Origin of the sequence: Chondromyces apiculatus DSM 436 (assembly GCF_000601485.1) — a bacterium.
Lineage (GTDB): Bacteria > Myxococcota_A > Polyangia > Polyangiales > Polyangiaceae > Chondromyces > Chondromyces apiculatus.
The window spans coordinates 37,544-54,496 of record NZ_ASRX01000075.1 but is presented as its reverse complement, the minus strand read 5'-3'; the positions used below and the strand labels follow the sequence as shown (position 1 = coordinate 54,496).

Genomic DNA, 16,953 nt, shown 5'->3' with positions numbered 1-16,953 from the left:
TGGAGGCGTCAAGTCGCGCGGAGCGAGTGAGGCAGATGGTCCGTGTTCGGTTCCCAGGTGATCGCGGCGGCGCGCTGGCGGATGCAGTACACGCCGCGGGGGGCTCCGGACGTGCTGGGGATGCGGGCGCTCGCGGGGGCGTGGGCGCTGCGGACGCTCGCGGGCGCGCCCGCGTCCTGGGCCTGTGCCGCGTAGAAGCTGTGCCACCACCGGGCGGCGTGCCAGATGGACTCGGGGCAGCTCGCGGCGGAGGCGAGGCCCGGGGTGAGGTCGAGGCCCGCGAGGCCGTAGACGGCGGAGACGAAGGCGGCGCTCGGGACGCCTTGCTGATCCAGCAGGGGGTTCGGCGTGCGGCCCACGGCCCACACGTAGGACAGCCAGCGGACGATGAGATCGGGCAGGTCGGGGACGCTGCGCTGCCTGCGGACGCGCTGGATGCCCTTGTCGATCTCGTCCGGAGCGACGGCGAAGGCGATGACGGCGACGTTCGGGTAGCGCGCTGGATCCGCGTACTCCGAGAAGGCGCGGGTGATGACGCCGTTGTGGCTGGGGACGGCGGCGACGTCGCCATGATCGAGGGGCGCGGAGGTGATGGTGCCGCCGCGGAGGATGCCGACCAGCGACCAGTAGCTCGGCCGGAGGTCCTGCCGGGCGTCGGACTGGGCGATGCGGAGGCGGAAGTGCGCGAGGTCGGCGCCGCCGAGGAGCACCAGGCCTTCGTGCACCGGGGCGCGGGCGAGCCACGCGACGTTGTCGTCCTCGCCGGGAGGCTGCTCCACGATCGCCTGGTTGGCCTGGGTCTCGTGGGAATGGCGGATGGGGAGCATGGGTGTCCTCGGGGGGTCAGGGGCGAGCGAGCCGGTCGCCGCTCACCAGAGCCGGTAAGGGGGCAGGGTGCGCGGAGGGTTCACGGGGCTCTCCTCGATGGGCCAGTAACGGACGGTCATCTCGACGGACTTGCCTTCGGCGGTGAAGTCGAGGGTCTTGAAGTGGTCACTGGGGGGCAGGAAGGTGTGGTCGAGGGTCATGGTGGGGGCGGAGAGGCCGGGGACGGGGATGGCCCACACCGGATCGCTGGCGACCTGGCGGTAGCCGGGTTTGACGAGGGACATGGGAGACGAGATGACCTCGACGACCTTCACCTGCGGCGACAGGTGCACGGTGGTGACGCGCGAGAAGTGCACGTCGCCGCTGAGGACGACGACGCTGTGCTGGGAGGCGGCGATGGCCCTGACGAGGTCTTGCATCTGCGCGTAGTCGGCGAGGTGCCAGTCGACGACGTTGCCGAGGAGGCCGGCGCGGGCGTCGAGGAGGGGCTGGCCGAGGACGAGGACGCCAGGGCCTTCGAGAGCGCGGATCCAGGCGCGGAGGCGCTTCATGGTGTCTTCCGACACGAAGCGAGAGCGGTCGGCGGCGCGGTGCATGCGGGTGTCGACCACCGCGAAGGAGAGGGGACCGACGTCGAAGATGCGCAGGGGGGGCGCCGCCTGGAAGGCGTCGAAGAGGGCGCGGGCGTGCGCCATCCACTGCTTGCGGCCGCGTTCGGTCCAGGTGTTGGTGGCGAAGGCGCAGGGGTTCGGGGCGTTGTTCCAGAGCTCGTGATCGTCGGGGGTGAAGTAGTTCGGGCCGAGGGCGAGGAGCGAGGCGAAGCCGGGGTCGGTCCAGGTGCGGCGGTAGGTCTCGAAGAAGCGGGTGCGCAGCTCCTGGTCGCCGAGGGGGTAAGGCTGGAGGAAGGCCCGGGCCGGCGCGTCGAGGTAGACCTGATCGCCGCAGAGGATCTTGAGGTCGGGCAGGCGCTCGGCAGGGAGGCGCTTGATGGCGGTCTGGAGGGCGCGGGAGGAGGCGCCCTGCAGGTAGTAGCAGGAGCCGAGGAGGACGGTGAACGCGGGCTCGCCGCGGTGCGGCAGGCGGCGCGGGAGGGTGCGGGTCCTGGCGGTGAGGGGCGACGCGGTGTCGTCGTGGAGGGTGACGCGGTAGTCCGTGGCGGGTTCGAGGCCCGTGAAGGTGTGCCGGAGGTAGTGGAGGGTGGGGCCGCCGGGCTCGACCTCGAAGCGCTGCCAGCGGCCGTGGAGGGGGACGGGGGGGGCGTCCGTGTCGATGGAGAGCGCGGTCGGGAGCGTGGGCGTGGGCGGGGACGGGGACGTCGAACTGAGCGGAGCGTGTCCGAGGGCGCCGACCCACACGGTGGCAGCGTCGTCAGTGACCTCGTGCGGGACGAGCATCAGGGTCATGCGCAGGTCTCGATCGCCGCCGGCCGGGGGATGGTCGCGCGGGAGGGGGCACGAGCATAGCGTGCGCGGGATGCGCGAGGGGACGGCGAATGCGCGGGGGAGGCGCTTCGGACTTCGGACAAAGAAGGGGCCGCGGCATACACTCGTGAGCGCCATGAGCAACCGCGCGGCTCCGACTGGGACTCCCTGGGTGCGTATCGATCGCTGGCTGCGTGAGCACGCGCCGGCGGTGTTCGGTCTCCTCCGCGCGCCGGCGACACCGGCCGCGCTGGAGGCGTACGCGCACGCGGTGGGTCGTCCCTTGCCAGAGGCGCTCCTGGAAGCCTACCGCGCGCACGACGGGGTGACGGGGGAGGCACTGACGATGTTCGGCGCCAACCGGGCGCCGCGCGGGGTGACGTGGGCGCGGTTCATGACCTGGCTGCCCGCCGTGGAGGCGCCGCGGCAGTACCGGATGATGCGCGATCTCGGGGTCGGCTGGGACGCGGGGTGGCTGGTGCTCGGCGAGGACGGCGGCGGCAACGTGCTGATCGTCGACGCGGGCTCGGCGGAGGTGCTGGCCTGGGATCACGAGACCGGCGAGGCGTCCCACGTGGCGCCCGACCTGCGGACGTGGATGGCGTGGCTCGCCGACGACATGGAGGCGGGGCTGGTGGTCACGGACGAGGACGAGGGCGAGGAGGCGTTGCTGCTGCTGGACGCGCCGCCGAAGGCGCCACCTCCGGCGCCGGAAGTGAGCGCGGAGCGGACAGCGCAGGTCCTGCTCGACGTCCTGGCCGAGCGGCAGTTCATCGCGATGGAGCCGGAGGTGGATCCGGCGCCGCTCGTGAAGAAGCTGGTGAAGGCGCTCTCGGTGCGCGCCGAGGAGCAGCGCCGCGAGCAGGTGATCGCCCTGCTGGAGTCGGAAGATGCGGTGGCGGAGGTGTTCGCCGACGACGAGGAGCTCGGGGTGGTGATCGACGAGTTCGGGTGAGGGGAGCGAGGGCCTTCTCCAGGTGTCGGGAGGTATGGTTTCATGGGCGGAACCCCAGGCGTGGAGACGGTCATGCTCTTGATACGTGAGCCACAGATCGCAGCGTTCGCAGAGCTGGCCGTCGCCGACTTCGAGGATCGGATGGTCACCCATCTCCGCCAGGTCTTCCCGGAAGCGTGCGGGAGCGCCCCCGAGCCCGCGCTCCGCGAACGCATCCAGCGCGCCATCACCCGCGCCGGGCGCTTCGGCGTGGTGCGCGAGTACGACGTCTGTCTCTACCTCCAGGTGATGGTGGTCAAGGGCGACGGCTTCGACGAGGCGCCGGAGCACGCCGCGCTCCGGGCGATCCTGGAGGACGAGCGCCAGAGCGCCTCGGTCCGGGTCGACCACGTCCACGCGCTGGTGTTCAGCGCCGGGGAAACCCGCGCCGGGGAGGCTTGAGCATGGGCACGACAGACCCGAAGACGGCGGCGGCAGCGGACGCGAAGAAAGAGGCGGTCGGCTGCACGACGCAGGGGTGTCCGGCCGAGGAGATCGTCGCCTACGACATCGAGGGGCACTACATCGGGACCAAGCCCCCCGCGGAGGACGAGGTCTGGCTGTCGACCAAGGCGGTGGTCGACGCGAACCGCTCGGGCGAATACGTGAACAGGAAGCCCATCCTCGACAGCGAGGAGACGAAGTCGATCCCCAAGGAGCCGCCGAAGCCGATCACGGGCAAGCACAGCGACCTCTTGCTGCTCGCGGCGATCTCCTACGGGGAGGCGTCGACCGCCAACGTCTACGAGGAGATGGCCGGCATCGCCAACGTGCTGGTGCGCCAGGCGAAGGCGCGGAGCGGCGGATCCATCTCGGGGCTCGTCTCGGGGCACAGGAACTTCGCCTACGCGGCCTCGGACGGGAACGCGCGGTTCGCCGCCTTCAAGGCGAAGCAGCTCACGCTCGTCGACATGCGCGAGGGCAACGACGGGATGCGCCTGGCCATCAAGGGGGCGATCAACGCGCTCCGGGACGGGCACGACTACTCGAACGGCGCTTACTTCTGGGACGGCAAGGATCTGGGCACGAACTACAGCAACCACGAGAAGGTGAAGAAGGGGCTCAAGTTCTCGGACGAGAGCCACCGGATCTTCACCGTCGACGGCAGCCCCATCGCCGACAACGCCGTCCCCACGACCACGTACTGGTACGACAAGAACGGGAAGGCGACCAAGGAGCGCGGGTCCTACGACTACACGTACGAGACCACCGCCGTCTGGGGGAGCACGGTCTTCTCGAAGACCACCGACGCCTACCGCAAGGCGACCGGCGGGAAGCCGCACATGTGATCAGGCGGCGGCTTGCATGGCCTGGATGCGGCCCGCCAGGTGGGGATCGCCGCCCGCGTCGAGGCCCGCGAGGTACTTCTTGAGCGTGGTGCCGGAGCGGGCGAGGTAGGCCTCGAGGTGGGGGGAGAGGGCCTTCCAGCGGCGGTTCCAGCCCGTGGCGTCTCCCGAAGGGCGATCGAGGAGCAGGGAGGCGACGCGCAGGGTCAGCTCGGGATCGACGAGCTGCGCGAGCTGCTCCTGGAGCAGGGTGAGGGCGCGCGTGGTGGGGTGGGACGGGGGAGGGGACTTCCAGAAGCCCGCGGCGATCTGGGCGAAGGCGGAGGCGTCGACCTCGTCGAGGAGGCGCATCGCGTGCACGAGCGGGAGGCGGTCCTTCGGGAGAGGCGCGATGACGCGGGCGAGGACGGCTTCGAGGGCACGGGCGAGGTCGGGGTGGGCCGTGGGGTCGACGCCGGCGATGCGTTCGAGGGCGCAGCGGGCATGGTGCACGCGGCGGGCGAGGGCCCAGCTCCGGTAGCCGCGGGTGGCTTCGAGCCGGTCGAGGGCGGCGACCGCAGCCTTGACGCGCTCGGGGGTCGGTTCGCGGAGGTCGAGGCGGGGAGGGAGGGCGAGGGGCGCCGAGGCCGCTGCAGCGCCCTTCGCGCCGGTGGGCGCCGCGGGGGCCGCCGCGCTGACCTCGTGGTAGCCCTCGCGGAGCTTCTCGGCGATCTTCTTCTCCATCTCGCGGCGCGCGGCGTCAGGCGAGGGAAAATCCTTCTCCTTGCGTTGCCCCGGCGTCCCGAGGCGGCCGTAGACGACGATGAAGGCGTTCCCCTGGACGTCGCTCATCCAGAACTTGGCGCTCGTTCCCTGCACGAACTCGAACCGACGCATGAGGGGACGATACCGGGAGAGCGGGGCAGGCGGTAGCGTCCCGGAGTACCATCCCTCCCATGAGCAGCGTCCAGGGGCCGGGGGGGTGGGGGGCGTACCGCACCGCGCACGAGCGGGTACCTCGGCCTCCGCGGGCCGCGACCCCGCTCGCGAAGCAGCTCATCTTCAGCTACCAGGGCAGCCAGGCGGTGCTGCGGATCATCGGCCTCGCCTTCATGGCGATGGGGGGGCTGATGTCGGTGATCTTCTGCTGGGGGCTGCCGGTGGACGTGGCGCTCGCCCTCGGAGGTCGCCGCGCGCAGGGGACGGTGGAGACGACCCGGTTGAACACCAAGGTCTCGATCAACGGCGAGCACCCGACGGAGATCGCTTTCCGGTACGAGGTGGGGGGGAAGGCGTACCGGGCAGAGAGCTCGACGCTCGACGGGTCGATCGTGAGCGCCGCGCGCGGCGGAGGTCCAGTGCCCGTGGAGATCCTGCCGGTGCATCCGCAGTGGGCGCGGGTCCAGGGCACGTCGGTGTCGCCGTTCGGGCTTCTGGGGCTGCTGGTGCTGGTGTTCCCGGTGGTCGGCGCGGGTCTGCTCTTCCACGCGGTGCGTTCGAACCTGCGGGAGATCCGGGCGTACAGGCACGGGATCCCGGTAACCGGGCTGGTGGTGAAGCGGGGGCAGGACACCACGGTGGAAGTGAACGGGCGGCACCCGTACGAGGTGGTGTGGGAGTTCCAGGTGGCGCAGGCCCGCCACCGCGGTCGCCTCTCGCACATGGATGGAGCGCTGCTCGAACGCGCGCTGCCGGGGAACGAGGTGACGGTGCTCTACGACCCCGCCAACCCCGCCGTCAACACGGTGTGGTTCGACTGATTCCCGTCGAGGTGCCTTGTCGAACACGGCGCGTGGGGATTGCGCGCGTCGCGGGAATCGCGGGCGCGCTGGCATTGCTGTCGGGCGCGTGTGCGTCGACCTCGGGCGAGGAGGGCGCGTCGACGGGGACGCCAGGCGATACGGCTGGTACGCGATGGACGTGGAGTTCAAGTTCGACGACGACGCCGCGCCGGATCTGCCGCCCACCCTCTACATCAAGCAGGCCCGTCCCTATCCGGGTCGGTGGGAATGAGCACGAACGCGCGGGCCCGGAGCAGGTAGCATGGGCGCCATGAGCGCTTCCTCCCCGCCCGGGTCGCCGATCGTGGTGCGCAGTCCCTACCGCGAAGGGGTCGATCGGATCCCCCGGGCGCCGCGCAAGCCCACGGAGATGGCGCGAGAGCTGATCTTCGCCTACCAGGGCAAGCGGAAGACGCAGCGCCTGCTCGGGCTTTCGGCGACCGCGCTCGGGCTGGTCTCCGTGGCGTTCATGGGGTGGCTCTGCTTCGGGGGCGGAGGCATCGACCCGAACTACGTGCAGTTGATGATCTATGCCGTGTCGCTGCTGGGGAGCGGCTTCGCGCTGCTGCTCCTCGCCTCGTACGGGAACCGGCGCGAGGAGAAGGCGTTCCGGGAGGGGCTGCCGGCGAAGGGGCGGGTGCTGATGCGAGGCCTGAACGATGGGTCGTCGTTCCACGGGGTGCCACCGTTCGAGGTGGTGTGGGAGTTCGAGGCGCACGGGGTGACGCACCAGGGGCGGCTGTCGCACGTGGACCGCGCGCTGGTGGAGCGCGCACTGCCGGGAGAGGTGGTCACGGTGCTCTACGATCCGGCCGACCCCTCCGCGAACACGGTGTGGGTGGAGTGACTGCGGTGGATGGCGGTGGGATGACGTGGGCGGGGCAGGTGTGGGCGGGCGCGGAATCGTTGCTGTTCATTTTCTCGTACGGCGGGGAGGGACTACGATGCGCGAGGGCGCTCGGCCACGCGACGCAGGTCGAGGCCGTGCCGCGTTGCACGCATCACGTAACCGTAAGGAGATTCTCATGAACCATGGTCACCTTGGCTTGCTGCTCGGCTGTGCGCTCTCGTTGCTCGTGGGGTGCGGCGGCGACGACGACGGTTCGGGCGGGGCAGGTGGAGACGGTGGCGCGGGTGCCTCGGGTGGTGCCGGCGGCGCAGGGGCGAGCGGCGGCGCTGGCGGGACAGGCGGCTCGGGCGGCGAGGGCGGCTCGGGCGGAGGGGAAGCGGATCTCGCCACGCTGTACGCAAACGCGGTCGCTGACGCCGAGGTCGCCGAGGAGAGCGAGATCGTCGATACCCTGACCGCCATCGACGCGAACAATGCGGATCTCGTCCGTGACACGGATGGGCGGGTGCTGATGGTCACCTGGACGTCGTACGACGGCTACGACCAGCTCGTCGGGTACGAGACGTCGCTCGGGGTGGCCGTGTGGGTGACGCCGGGGCGCGCGGTGCAGACCTTCTGCCAGGACACCGGCCTCACGGGCGATGCGCTGAACCTGCGGCTGGAGCAGCGGCTCGGGCTGCCGCCCAACAACGGGAAGACCCGGATGGTGCAGCTCTGGGTGCCGGACGACGCGATGTTCCGGCCGTCGGCCGATCCGGAGATCACCGACTCGGTCGCGGAGCTGGATTTCCCGACGGGTACGGACCAGGAGCACATCGACTGGTACAACGACCTGAAGGGCAGCTCGTACGGCGAGAACGGCTACCCGTGGACGCGGCTGGGGTACACGTACGACTGGAACCCAGACACGGGCAGCGAGGTGGGTGAGAGCGAGTTCGTGATCCGCGCGGGCTCGAACGTCTTCGTCGACTCGGTGAACTCGCAGGACGACTACTGCCAGGTGCCCTGAAGGGTACGCGCTGACCGGCGCGCAGCAGCTTTGCCGGTCAGCGCGTCACTCGGGCGGGGCGATGGTCCTGAGATCGGTGCCGCCGGCGTAGGCGTAGCTCACGTACGCGTCGAAGCCGGTGACGAAGACGCCCACGGGCTGCGAGGAGAGGACGCGGTGGACGCCGTCGTTCTGCTGGCCGAGGCCGAGGTTGTCAGGGGCTGACTTCTGCGGATCGATGATCGGGAAGCTGAGCTGGCAACGGTAGACGAGGAAGGGGGGCGTGGCGGCGCCGCGCTCCGCGGCGGAGAGTCCGTCGGCAGGGGTGATCTCGCACTGGCTCGGGCCGATGATCGCGCCATCGAGGGCGACGGGCGCGTCGGGGGGGGCGACCACGGTGACGAAGTCGAAGGCGTACTTGTCGGGCGTGAGGAACACGTAGTCGGGCCGGAACTGCTCGATGGGCGGGTAGATGAGCAGGCTCGGGTCGCCTCCAGGCAAGCCGTTCTTGACGCCGGCGGCGTCCTGGCTGGCCATGATCTGGGCGACGAGGACGGGCTCGGTGCTCTCGGCCATGAAGTCGCCGTAAGCGGTGATCTCCCGGAAGGCGCCGCGGGCGTCGAGGGAGAAGACGTCATCGGGGGCCGGGAGGGTGGTGCGGATGGTCGCGCCGTTCGCGGTGGCGGCGACGAAGCGCACGTACTCCGGCTCGGGGACGGGCTCGATCTGGGCGCCCGCGGCCTTGACCGCCGCCGTGCGGCTCGGAGTGTGGGCGATCGCGAAGCGCTTGCCCGCGGTGCGGAGGGGGTCGAGCTGGTCTTCGAGGTGATCGGCGCAGCAGCGGCGGGTGCTGAGCGTCTCGAAGGTGGGGGCGTCCGAGGCCTCGCTGCCGACGAAGACGGCGACGGGGCCGTCGGCCTCGATGACCGATCCGGTGAAGTCGGCCAGGAAGTCGCCGGTCTCCAGGTTGAGGACGTCGAAGGCGCCGAGCGTGGCCTCGATGATGCCGCCCGCAGGGGTCGCGGGGACGGGGCCTCCAGGGACGACGGCGGTGGTGGTGGTGACGCGGACGTGGGTGTCCTCGGCGGTGCCGACGAGGGTCAGGAAGGCGCGGAGGTTCGTGGGGTTCGTGGAGCTGAAGTTGGTGTTGGGATCGTCGGTGATGGCGATGGTCTGCGGCCAGCCCGCGACGACGTACGCGGTGCTCATGGCGCCGACGGTGTAGGCGAACGCTTCGCGGGGCTTGAGGAGGGAAGCGTCGTTCGAGAAGACGTTGACGTTCTCGAGCGGGTTGAACTGGTAGGCGACGACGGGGAAGTCGGAGGTGACCTTGTACGCGTGGCGGGTGAGCGCGGTGTGCGTGCCGGTGTTGAACTCGCCGGGGGGGCTGCCGTCGACTTCGCGCGGGCCCAGCTTGAAGACGCGGAGGTTGAGGGGGGCAATGACGGCGCTGGCGATCTCGAAGGGGGCGGGGGCGTCTCCGGGGAGGCCGTCGTCCTGGAAGATGTGCACGACGACGGGGACGTCGGGCTGGGGGTTCGAGACGACGAGCGCGAACTGCTGGGCGGCGGCGTTGCTGGTGGCGTCGATGCGGGCGTTGTCGAGATCGACGGTCCAGTACTCGCAGCCGACGTTGCTTCGCTCCTCGGCGGCGAGGTCGCAGAGCACGGGACAGCCGCCGTTGCGGCAGGCAGCGCCGGTGGAAGGGTCGCAGGTCTGGCGCTGGGCGCCGAAGGTGCCGTCGGCGTTGCAGGCGACGACGTCCTGGCCCTGGCAGGCGTCTTCGTCGGGGTAGCAGGAGGTGCAGCCGAGGGCGGGGGAGCCGCAGACGAGGCTTCTCTGGGAGCAGTCGTCGAGGATGGTCCAGGCGGCGAGCGGGCCTGCGCCATCACAGCGCTGGAGGAGCCAGCCGTTGCAGCGCACCGTGCCTTCGACGCAGGCAGGGGGGGCGTCGGGGGCGTCGACGATGTCCCACCGGGTGCTGCGATCGAAGCAGCTCGGCGCGAGCAGCGAGGCGAGGAGGAGAGACGAGGCGGCGCGGGCGGCGGAGGCGGCGGAGGCGCGGCACGGCGCGGGCGGGTGTGAGGGCGGGCGGCGGTGGGCGAGGTGGGCGAGGTGTCGACCGATCATCAGGGGTGCACGCGGTTCAGAGGTGCGCGTTGAAGGTATCGATGCTGTAGGCGTTCATGCCGCCGGTGCGCAGGTCGCGGTAGCGGAGGGAGCCGTAGTTGAAGCCGTCGATGCGACCTCCCGAGACGCTGATGGTGATGGGCCCGGAGGGGAGTGCGCCGTTGTCGAGGCCGAGGGTGCGCAGATCGGGGAGCTCGATGGCGTGCGCGGCGGCGGGGACGGCCACGGTCCACCGGACGAGGCCGTTGCCGCTCACGAGGTCGTAGACGCTGAGGTCCACGGGGGTGCCGCCCGCGTAGGTGAGGGCGAGGTGCGCGCCATCCCAGGCGGTGTTGAGCGCTGGTGTCTGGAGCACGGGGGCGCCGACGAAGTTGCCGATGGTGACGCGCTGGCTGGTGGTGGTGGTGAGCAGGCGGCCCACGACCGACATGGGGGTGAGGAAGCTGGGGCCGGTGACGGCGCGCGCCGTGGAGACGTAGGTCGCGCCGGCGAGGTCGCCGGTGAGGGAGGGGAGGCCGATGAAGGCGAGCTGGCCGTTGAAGGGGATGAGCGGGGTCTGCACGCTGACGGGCAGGTTGATGTAGCCGTCGTTGCCGTACATGATCGAGACGCTGGCGCGGATGCGGTCGGGCCCCTTGGGTCCAGGGGCGGGCGCCGTGATGTCCATGTAGAGCGCCTGGTCGAGGGTCTTGCGCATCGCGATGTAGACGCCGCTCGTGGTCTTCCCCGGCAGCGCGGGGACGCCGCGGACGGCGCCCATCACGTAGGCGGTGAAGCGGGGAGGGCTGACGGCGCGGTTCTCGATGCCGGCGAGCGCGTAGAGGGCGCGGTTGCCAGGGGCGGTGTAGAGCCTGAAGCGGTAGCCGTTCTCGCCATCGGTCTCGGGGGTCACGGCGTTGGTGGCAGCCGGGAGGAAGAAGGTGCCGCTCGCGTCCGAGTTGACCAGCATGACGTAGGCGGCGCGGCGCTCGCTCGGGCCCTGAGGTTCGGGGATGTTGAGCCAGTCGCCCTGCTGGAACTCCAGGTTCCTGTCCCAGACCAGCTCTCCTTCGATGGCGGAGGCCGCGATGCCTCCGCCTCCCACGGGGGGAATGTCGCCGGAGCCCGAGGCGCACGCAGGCGTGAGCACCGGGTCGAGGTAGACGGTGACCGTGTCGACGGGGACGTTCACGAACGAGATGGGGTTGTGGCAGGTGGCCGCGATGGTCACCGTGCGCGGTGCGTCGAGCGAGGTGTCCTCGATGAGGGTGACCCCTGTCGCGTCGGTGGCGCGGACGAGCGCCGTGGGGAGGCTGTCGCCGACGATGACGCGGGCGTCAGGGATGGGGTCGCCGGTGAAGTTGTTGTAGACGAGGACCTTCAGCTTGCCGGCGAGGGGCAGGCCGCTCAGGCCGCCTTTGAAGCCGTTCTCGCTGTCCTCGTAGGTGTAGCCGTCGAGCACGAGGTGGCTCACGTCGGCGGTGGCAACGGCGATGGTCTTGGCGCCCTGGGTCCCCTTGGGGACGGTGCAGAGGAGCCTGTCTGCGGCCTCGACCACCAAAGGGTCGCAGGGGATCTGGTCGATGCGGGCGATGGTCGCGCTGTCCCACGCCGTGCCCTGCCCGTGGATCTCGATGATGTTGCCCCCCGAGACAGGGCCGCTCGTGGGGACTGCGTAGAGGGCGTCGTAGGTGTAAGCGCCCGGGAGGGTGCGGCGGGTGGAGGCGTCGTCGCCATTCTGGGCCGTGAGGGACACGGGGCCGGCGATGCCGGGCGGCGCGACGACCTGCACGCGGGAGGGATCGACGGGGATGATGGAGCCGGGATCGGCCTCGGTGTCGCCGAACCAGACGCGCACGGTGGAGCTGAAGCCGCTGCCCTGGATGAGCACGCGCTGGCCGCCGGTGAAGGGGCCATGGGGCGGGTCGGCGCCGAGGAGGGCGTGGGGGTCGGTGCCCGGGTTGATGGGAGGGCGGCCGTCAGGCGGGGTGTCGGGCGTGCCAGGCTCGGTGCCGGGGTCGGGGTCCTCGTCGGTCTGGCGGCGAATGCCCTCGGGGGCCGTGGCGATGCACGCGCCGAGGAGGCCCAGGAGGCCGCCCGTGGCGAGAGCCACGCGCGCGGTACGGACGAGGCGGGCGAAAGGGCGTGACTCGGAGCGATGCACGGCGGGATGATACCGCGGGGACGTGGCCCGAGGGGGGCGAGGGGCGCACGGCGGCAGGGAAAATCACCTGGAAATGCCGCGCTGGCGGCGCTCGGACGCGGCCTGAGCGTGCTTGACAGGGTAGGGGGACCGCGCTAGGTGTGCCGCCCCTTGCGTTGGCAGGCTGCCAGCGAAGGTCCAGTAAAATCCACACGCTCCCCTGCATACGGCAACGACCCGGGCCCGGTGCCCCGCTTCCGAGCGCTTCTTCCACGAAGCGGAAGGAGGTCGGGGTTGGCTTCGGGGAGGGGAGCGGAGGAACAACCGAAAGGACACTGCCGTGACCGACACGATCGAGACCCCCGCCCCCGCGGCCGACTCCATGCAGTCCGCCCTGAATCCGACCCAGACCTTCGCCGCTCCCGGCGAGTATCCCCTGCCGCTCCGCTCGCTGCTCGACGCGGGCGTGCACTTCGGCCACCAGACGAAGCGCTGGAACCCGAAGATGCGGCCGTTCATTTACGGCGCGCGCAACGGGATCCACATCGTCGACCTGGACCAGACGGTCCGGATGTTCAAGCGCGCCTACGACTTCCTCACCGAGGCGGTGGGGCGCGGCGGCCACGTCCTCTTCGTGGGGACGAAGCGGCAGGCGCAGGAGATCGTGCAGGAGGAGGCGCGCCGCGCCGGGATGTACTTCGTCACGAACCGCTGGCTCGGCGGGACGCTGACCAACTTCCGCACCGTGAAGCAGGGCCTCGAGCGGCTCCGCTCGGTGGAGCGGATGAAGGAGGACGGGACGTACGAGCAGCTCCTGAAGAAGGAGACCGTGCGCCTGGAGAAGGAGCGCGAGCGCCTGGAGAAGTACCTGGGCGGCCTCAAGGGCATGGGCGGCCTGCCCGCGGCGATGTTCGTCATCGATCCGCACCAGGAGTCGATCGCGGTCGGTGAGGCGCGGAAGCTGGGCATCCCGGTCGTCGCCATCACCGACACCAACTGCAACCCGGACCTGATCGATTACATCATCCCGGGCAACGACGACGCGCTCCGCTCGATCCGCCTGATCACGGCGCGGGCAGCGGACGCCTGCATCGAAGGCTCGCAGCGCCGCCGTGACGTCGGCGACGGGCACGGCTCGCAGCCGCCCCCCGGCGGTCGGCGTGACGAGTTCAGCGTCTACCAGGGGTCGCGCGGTGGGCGCGGTGGCCGCGGCGGTGACCGCGGACCCCAGGCTTCCTGAGCCGAGACGCAGCGTCAGCCAACCACCCCGAGACACCACGTTTCTGAAGGAGAGCAGGTAGAGAGTATGGCCGGCATCAACGCGCAGGCGATCAAGGAGCTCCGTGAGCGTACCCAGGCAGGGATGAGCGATTGCAAGAGCGCGCTCACCGAGGCCGAGGGCGACATGGACAAGGCGGTCGAGATCATCCTGAAGAAGGGTCTCGCCAAGAGCGCCAAGAAGGCCAGCGCAGCCGCGACCGAGGGCGAGGTGCGCGCGTCCGTGTCGGCCGACAAGCGGCGCGCGACCATGGTCGAGGTCAACATCCAGACGGACTTCGCGGCCCGCAACGACAGCTTCCGCGACTTCGTGGGAGAGGTCCTCGCGGCCGCCGAGAAGGCGTCTGCTGGCGCGAAGCTCGGAGAGGTCACCCTCGCGAGCGGGAAGACCATCGCCGACGCCGCGACGGAGCTGACGGGGCGCATCGGCGAGAAGATCGACGCCCGGCGCTGGGACGTGGTGGAGATCCCCGAGGGGAAGCACGGCGCCGTTGCGGCCTACGTGCATCTCGGCGGCAAGATCGGGGTCATCGTGGCGGTGGAGACGGACACTGCCCTGGTCGCCTCTCACCGCGAGGTGGTGAAGTTCCTCGAGGAGACGGCGATGCAGGCGGCGGCGATGAGCCCGGTCGCGCTGCGCCGCGAGGACATCAGCGACGAGGACAAGGCGAAGCAGAAGGAGATCTTCGAGGGGCAGCTCCGCGAGGATCCCAAGCCGAAGCCCGAGGCAGCCTGGCCCAAGATCATCGAGGGCAAGTTCAACAAGTGGTACTCGGAGGCGGTGCTCCTCGAGCAGGAGTCCGTGGAGGCGGCGTCGCGCGGCGTCTCGGGGCAGACCATCGAGAAGCTGCGCGCGGAGGCCGAGAAGGCGGCTGGCGGCTCCGTCACGGTGACCCGCTTCGTTCGCTTCGAGCGCGGCGAGGGCATCGCGAAGAAGGAAGACGACTTCGCGGCCGAGGTCGCGAAGATGGCCAGCGCCTGACGGATCTGGCCGGATGGGGGGGGCCCACCCGCGACCGGAAGGGGAGCGCCTCGCGGCGATCTCCATCGACCTCGACGAGGTCCACCACTACCTCGCCATTCACGCTCTCCCCACCGGCAATGCCGGCGCGCATGCCGTCTATGACGCTGCACTGCCGCGCATCGCGTCGTTCGCCACAGAACACGACATCCCTGTGACCCTGTTCGCGGTGGGGGAGGATCTCCTCCGCCCCGAGAGCGCGGCTTCGTTGCGTGCGCTGAGCGACGCGGGGCACGCGGTGGAGAACCACTCGTTCAGGCACCGGTACGATCTGACGCGGCTGTCTCACGCGGACATGCGTGCGGAGGTGGCGCGTGGAGCGGCGGAGATCGCGCGGGTGACGGGGCGTGCGCCGCGGGGGTTCAGGGCGCCCGGGTACACGGTGAACGATGCCCTGTTCGATGTGCTGGAGGCGCTCGGGGTGCGGTGGGACAGCTCGGTGTTTCCGTGTCCACCGTACTACCTCGCGAAGGCGCTGGTGCTGCAGGCGCAGCGTGTCCAGGGGAAGCGATCCGCGGCGATCCTGGGTTCACCACGGGTGCTGGGAGCGCCCGTGCTGCCGTACCGGCCAGGGGTGAGGTGGTGGGAGCCGGGGGATCGCGAGCTGCTGGAGCTGCCCATCCAGGTGACCCGGGCAGGGCGGTTGCCCGTCATCGGCACGAGCGTGGGGAGGGCAGGGGTGCGCGGCGCGCGCTGGCTGGCGGGGGCGTGCCCTGAGGGCGCGCTGGTGCAGCTCGAGCTGCACGGCATGGATTTTCTGGATGCCGCAGACGGCCTGGGAGCGCTGGCGGCGCACCAGCCGGAGCTTCAGGTGTCGCTCGGGAGGCGGCTCGATGCGCTGTCAGCGTTCGTGAAGGCGTGGATGCAAGCGGGGCGGCGCTTCGTGCTTCTCGACGACGCGGCGGAGGCGCTGGCCTCCACGGCGTGAGCGTCAGTTGGAGAACTCGGGATCGTCGCAGGCTGCTTGCCGCAGGGAGCGCTTGATGACGTTGCCCGAAGACGACTTCTTGGTCTTGATGGTGACGCTCTCGGGAGAGTCCTGGAACCAGTAGTCGATGGACGCGGGCATCTTCCAGATGGTGCGATCCTGCTCCAGCGCCTTGAAGCGATCTGTCACGGTGTCAGCCGCGGTGGCGTTGGTCTTGTACTCGTCGGTCTGGACGAAGAAGCAGACGCCCTTGGGACGTGCAGGGGCGTAGAGGTAGTTGCTCCCGAGGCCGGATTCGAAGTCCAGGTTGAAGGTCTCCAGCACCTTGCCGGTGGCGTCCTTGGCCTCGATCTTGTGCGCGCCGGAGGAGAGGGTGAGGACCTTGACGAGGCTCTCGTTCTCCTTGGCGGCATTCTTGAGCGAGGGGGCAAGGGGTTCCCCGTCGACAGAGACGGTGATGCCGTCGGTCCCCGTGGTGTTCACGATGCGCAGCGTGGGGCGGCTCGCGAAGAAGTAGACGACGCCCAGGAGGACGACCGCGAGGACGGCGCCGACGGCGATGCCGATGACCTTGAGCGGACTGCTCTTGCCGGAGCCGACGGGAGTACCGACAGGGACCTGGGCAGGGCCACCGAAGCCGCCCGGAGGAGGACCTCCGAAGGCACCCGGCTGTGCGCCGAAACCACCCGGAGGTGGGCCGCCCCCCTGCATCTCGGGACCGCCGAAGCCCCCTGGAGGCCCGCCCGGAGGACCGTAGCCACCGCCGGGAGGCGCGCCGGGCTGGGTAGGAGCAACGCCGGGGGGGCCGTACCCACCGCCAGGCGGGCCGAAGGCGCCCGGGGGCTGGGCGTCCTGGCCGCCGAAGCCACCGCCAGGAGGACCGTACCCACCGCCAGGAGGGGCTCCCGGCTGGCCATAGGCGCCACCGGGAGGAGCGCCGGAAGGAGCGCCGGGAGGACCGTACCCGCCACCCGGAGGGGCTCCCGGCTGGCCGAAGGCACCGCCGGGAGAAGCGCCCGGAGGACCGTAACCGCCGCCAGGGGGAGCGCCGGGCTGGCCGAAGGCACCGCCGGGAGGAGCACCGGGAGGGCCGTAGCCGCCGCCAGGGGGAGCGCCCGGCTGCTCATATCCACCGCCAGGAGGAGCGCCGTAGCCTTGTTGCGGCGGTGGGGCACCGGGTTGTGGATATGCACCAGGAGGACCACCCCCCGGAGGCCCACCACCGGGAGGGTAGCCGCCACCAGGGGGAGCACCAGGGGGGCCGAAGCCGCCAGGGGGATAGTTGGCCATCGTCGAATCGCCTCCTCGTCGCAGTAAGCCTCGCCCGACGGAGCCCCGTGCGTTGTC

At 70.7% G+C, this 16,953-nt stretch carries 16 protein-coding genes; 10 read left to right on the top strand and 6 right to left on the bottom strand.

Translation table 11 applies throughout. The features are described 5' to 3' along the window. Window positions 1–8: 8 nt before the first annotated feature. Together CAP_RS35255 and CAP_RS35250 are read right to left on the bottom strand one after the other, a co-directional pair. Window positions 9–827 (bottom strand): hypothetical protein, encoded by an 819-nt coding sequence (locus CAP_RS35255; RefSeq protein ID WP_052376552.1) that lies wholly within the window; start codon window positions 825–827, stop codon window positions 9–11. Window positions 828–869: 42 nt separating this feature from the next. Continuing rightward, window positions 870–2,231 carry an alkaline phosphatase D family protein gene (locus tag CAP_RS35250; protein WP_044249032.1) on the bottom strand — a complete coding sequence of 454 codons (1,362 nt, stop codon included), beginning with the start codon at window positions 2,229–2,231 and terminating at the stop codon, window positions 870–872. Between the two features lie 190 nt (window positions 2,232–2,421). Between CAP_RS35250 and CAP_RS46245 the strand changes: the two genes are divergently transcribed. The 3 genes from CAP_RS46245 to CAP_RS35235 are packed head-to-tail and all read left to right on the top strand — an operon-like array spanning window position 2,422 to window position 4,532. Continuing rightward, window positions 2,422–3,204, top strand: a complete 783-nt coding sequence (locus CAP_RS46245) for an SMI1/KNR4 family protein (protein ID WP_197041495.1) — start codon at window positions 2,422–2,424, stop codon at window positions 3,202–3,204. Window positions 3,205–3,246: 42 nt separating this feature from the next. After that, on the top strand, window positions 3,247–3,645 hold the full coding sequence (locus tag CAP_RS35240; RefSeq protein WP_044249031.1) for a hypothetical protein: 399 nt from the start codon (window positions 3,247–3,249) through the stop codon (window positions 3,643–3,645). A gap of 2 nt (window positions 3,646–3,647) precedes the next feature. After that, complete coding sequence (locus tag CAP_RS35235; protein WP_052376550.1) at window positions 3,648–4,532, top strand: hypothetical protein; 885 nt, start codon at window positions 3,648–3,650, stop codon at window positions 4,530–4,532. On the opposite strand, the gene CAP_RS35230 is transcribed toward CAP_RS35235, so the two are convergent. After that, window positions 4,533–5,405, bottom strand: coding sequence for a WGR domain-containing protein (locus CAP_RS35230; RefSeq protein WP_044249030.1), 873 nt, complete (start codon window positions 5,403–5,405; stop codon window positions 4,533–4,535). A gap of 59 nt (window positions 5,406–5,464) precedes the next feature. Between CAP_RS35230 and CAP_RS35225 the strand changes: the two genes are divergently transcribed. The 4 genes from CAP_RS35225 (at window position 5,465) to CAP_RS35215 (ending at window position 8,148) form a co-directional block, all read left to right on the top strand. Beyond that, entirely contained in the window at window positions 5,465–6,268 is an 804-nt protein-coding gene (locus CAP_RS35225) for a DUF3592 domain-containing protein (RefSeq protein WP_044249029.1), read from the top strand. Window positions 6,269–6,356: 88 nt separating this feature from the next. Further along, window positions 6,357–6,521, top strand: a complete 165-nt coding sequence (locus CAP_RS51360) for a hypothetical protein (RefSeq protein ID WP_156041430.1) — start codon at window positions 6,357–6,359, stop codon at window positions 6,519–6,521. Window positions 6,522–6,560: 39 nt separating this feature from the next. After that, window positions 6,561–7,136 (top strand): DUF3592 domain-containing protein, encoded by a 576-nt coding sequence (locus tag CAP_RS35220; protein WP_156041429.1) that lies wholly within the window; start codon window positions 6,561–6,563, stop codon window positions 7,134–7,136. 178 nt (window positions 7,137–7,314) lie between these two features. After that, entirely contained in the window at window positions 7,315–8,148 is an 834-nt protein-coding gene (locus CAP_RS35215; RefSeq protein ID WP_231511883.1) for a hypothetical protein, read from the top strand. Between the two features lie 45 nt (window positions 8,149–8,193). Here the strand turns inward: CAP_RS35215 and CAP_RS35210 are convergent, their stop codons facing one another. Together CAP_RS35210 and CAP_RS35205 are read right to left on the bottom strand one after the other, a co-directional pair. Then, window positions 8,194–10,257 (bottom strand): IgGFc-binding protein, encoded by a 2,064-nt coding sequence (locus CAP_RS35210; RefSeq protein WP_052376549.1) that lies wholly within the window; start codon window positions 10,255–10,257, stop codon window positions 8,194–8,196. Between the two features lie 16 nt (window positions 10,258–10,273). Then, window positions 10,274–12,400 (bottom strand): IPT/TIG domain-containing protein, encoded by a 2,127-nt coding sequence (locus tag CAP_RS35205; RefSeq protein ID WP_044249027.1) that lies wholly within the window; start codon window positions 12,398–12,400, stop codon window positions 10,274–10,276. Window positions 12,401–12,719: 319 nt separating this feature from the next. On the opposite strand from CAP_RS35205, the gene rpsB reads away from it, so the two are divergent. The 3 genes from rpsB to CAP_RS35190 all read left to right on the top strand — a co-directional run bounded on the left by rpsB (window position 12,720) and on the right by CAP_RS35190 (window position 15,606). Then, window positions 12,720–13,619: a 30S ribosomal protein S2 gene (rpsB, locus tag CAP_RS35200; protein ID WP_275936554.1), complete on the top strand. Its 900-nt coding sequence runs from the start codon at window positions 12,720–12,722 to the stop codon at window positions 13,617–13,619. Between the two features lie 66 nt (window positions 13,620–13,685). Then, complete coding sequence (gene tsf, locus CAP_RS35195; protein ID WP_044249026.1) at window positions 13,686–14,639, top strand: translation elongation factor Ts; 954 nt, start codon at window positions 13,686–13,688, stop codon at window positions 14,637–14,639. A gap of 13 nt (window positions 14,640–14,652) precedes the next feature. Further along, window positions 14,653–15,606, top strand: coding sequence for a polysaccharide deacetylase family protein (locus tag CAP_RS35190; RefSeq protein ID WP_044249025.1), 954 nt, complete (start codon window positions 14,653–14,655; stop codon window positions 15,604–15,606). A gap of 3 nt (window positions 15,607–15,609) precedes the next feature. On the opposite strand, the gene CAP_RS51355 is transcribed toward CAP_RS35190, so the two are convergent. Beyond that, window positions 15,610–16,896: a hypothetical protein gene (locus CAP_RS51355; RefSeq protein ID WP_156041428.1), complete on the bottom strand. Its 1,287-nt coding sequence runs from the start codon at window positions 16,894–16,896 to the stop codon at window positions 15,610–15,612. Window positions 16,897–16,953: the final 57 nt, after the last annotated feature.

Excerpts from the sequence above, each read along its gene's own strand:
- CAP_RS35230 (WP_044249030.1), bottom strand. The coding sequence starts at position 5,405 with ATGCGTCGGTTCGAGTTCGTGCAGGGAACGAGCGCCAAGTTCTGGATG.
- CAP_RS35235 (WP_052376550.1), top strand. The coding sequence starts at position 3,648 with ATGGGCACGACAGACCCGAAGACGGCGGCGGCAGCGGACGCGAAGAAA.
- CAP_RS35255 (WP_052376552.1), bottom strand. The coding sequence starts at position 827 with ATGCTCCCCATCCGCCATTCCCACGAGACCCAGGCCAACCAGGCGATC.
- tsf (WP_044249026.1), top strand. The coding sequence starts at position 13,686 with ATGGCCGGCATCAACGCGCAGGCGATCAAGGAGCTCCGTGAGCGTACC.
- CAP_RS35190 (WP_044249025.1), top strand. The coding sequence starts at position 14,653 with ATGGGGGGGGCCCACCCGCGACCGGAAGGGGAGCGCCTCGCGGCGATC.
- CAP_RS35250 (WP_044249032.1), bottom strand. The coding sequence starts at position 2,231 with ATGACCCTGATGCTCGTCCCGCACGAGGTCACTGACGACGCTGCCACC.
- CAP_RS35220 (WP_156041429.1), top strand. The coding sequence starts at position 6,561 with ATGAGCGCTTCCTCCCCGCCCGGGTCGCCGATCGTGGTGCGCAGTCCC.
- CAP_RS35225 (WP_044249029.1), top strand. The coding sequence starts at position 5,465 with ATGAGCAGCGTCCAGGGGCCGGGGGGGTGGGGGGCGTACCGCACCGCG.
- CAP_RS35215 (WP_231511883.1), top strand. The coding sequence starts at position 7,315 with ATGAACCATGGTCACCTTGGCTTGCTGCTCGGCTGTGCGCTCTCGTTG.
- CAP_RS35210 (WP_052376549.1), bottom strand. The coding sequence starts at position 10,257 with ATGATCGGTCGACACCTCGCCCACCTCGCCCACCGCCGCCCGCCCTCA.
- CAP_RS35240 (WP_044249031.1), top strand. The coding sequence starts at position 3,247 with ATGGGCGGAACCCCAGGCGTGGAGACGGTCATGCTCTTGATACGTGAG.
- CAP_RS51355 (WP_156041428.1), bottom strand. The coding sequence starts at position 16,896 with ATGGCCAACTATCCCCCTGGCGGCTTCGGCCCCCCTGGTGCTCCCCCT.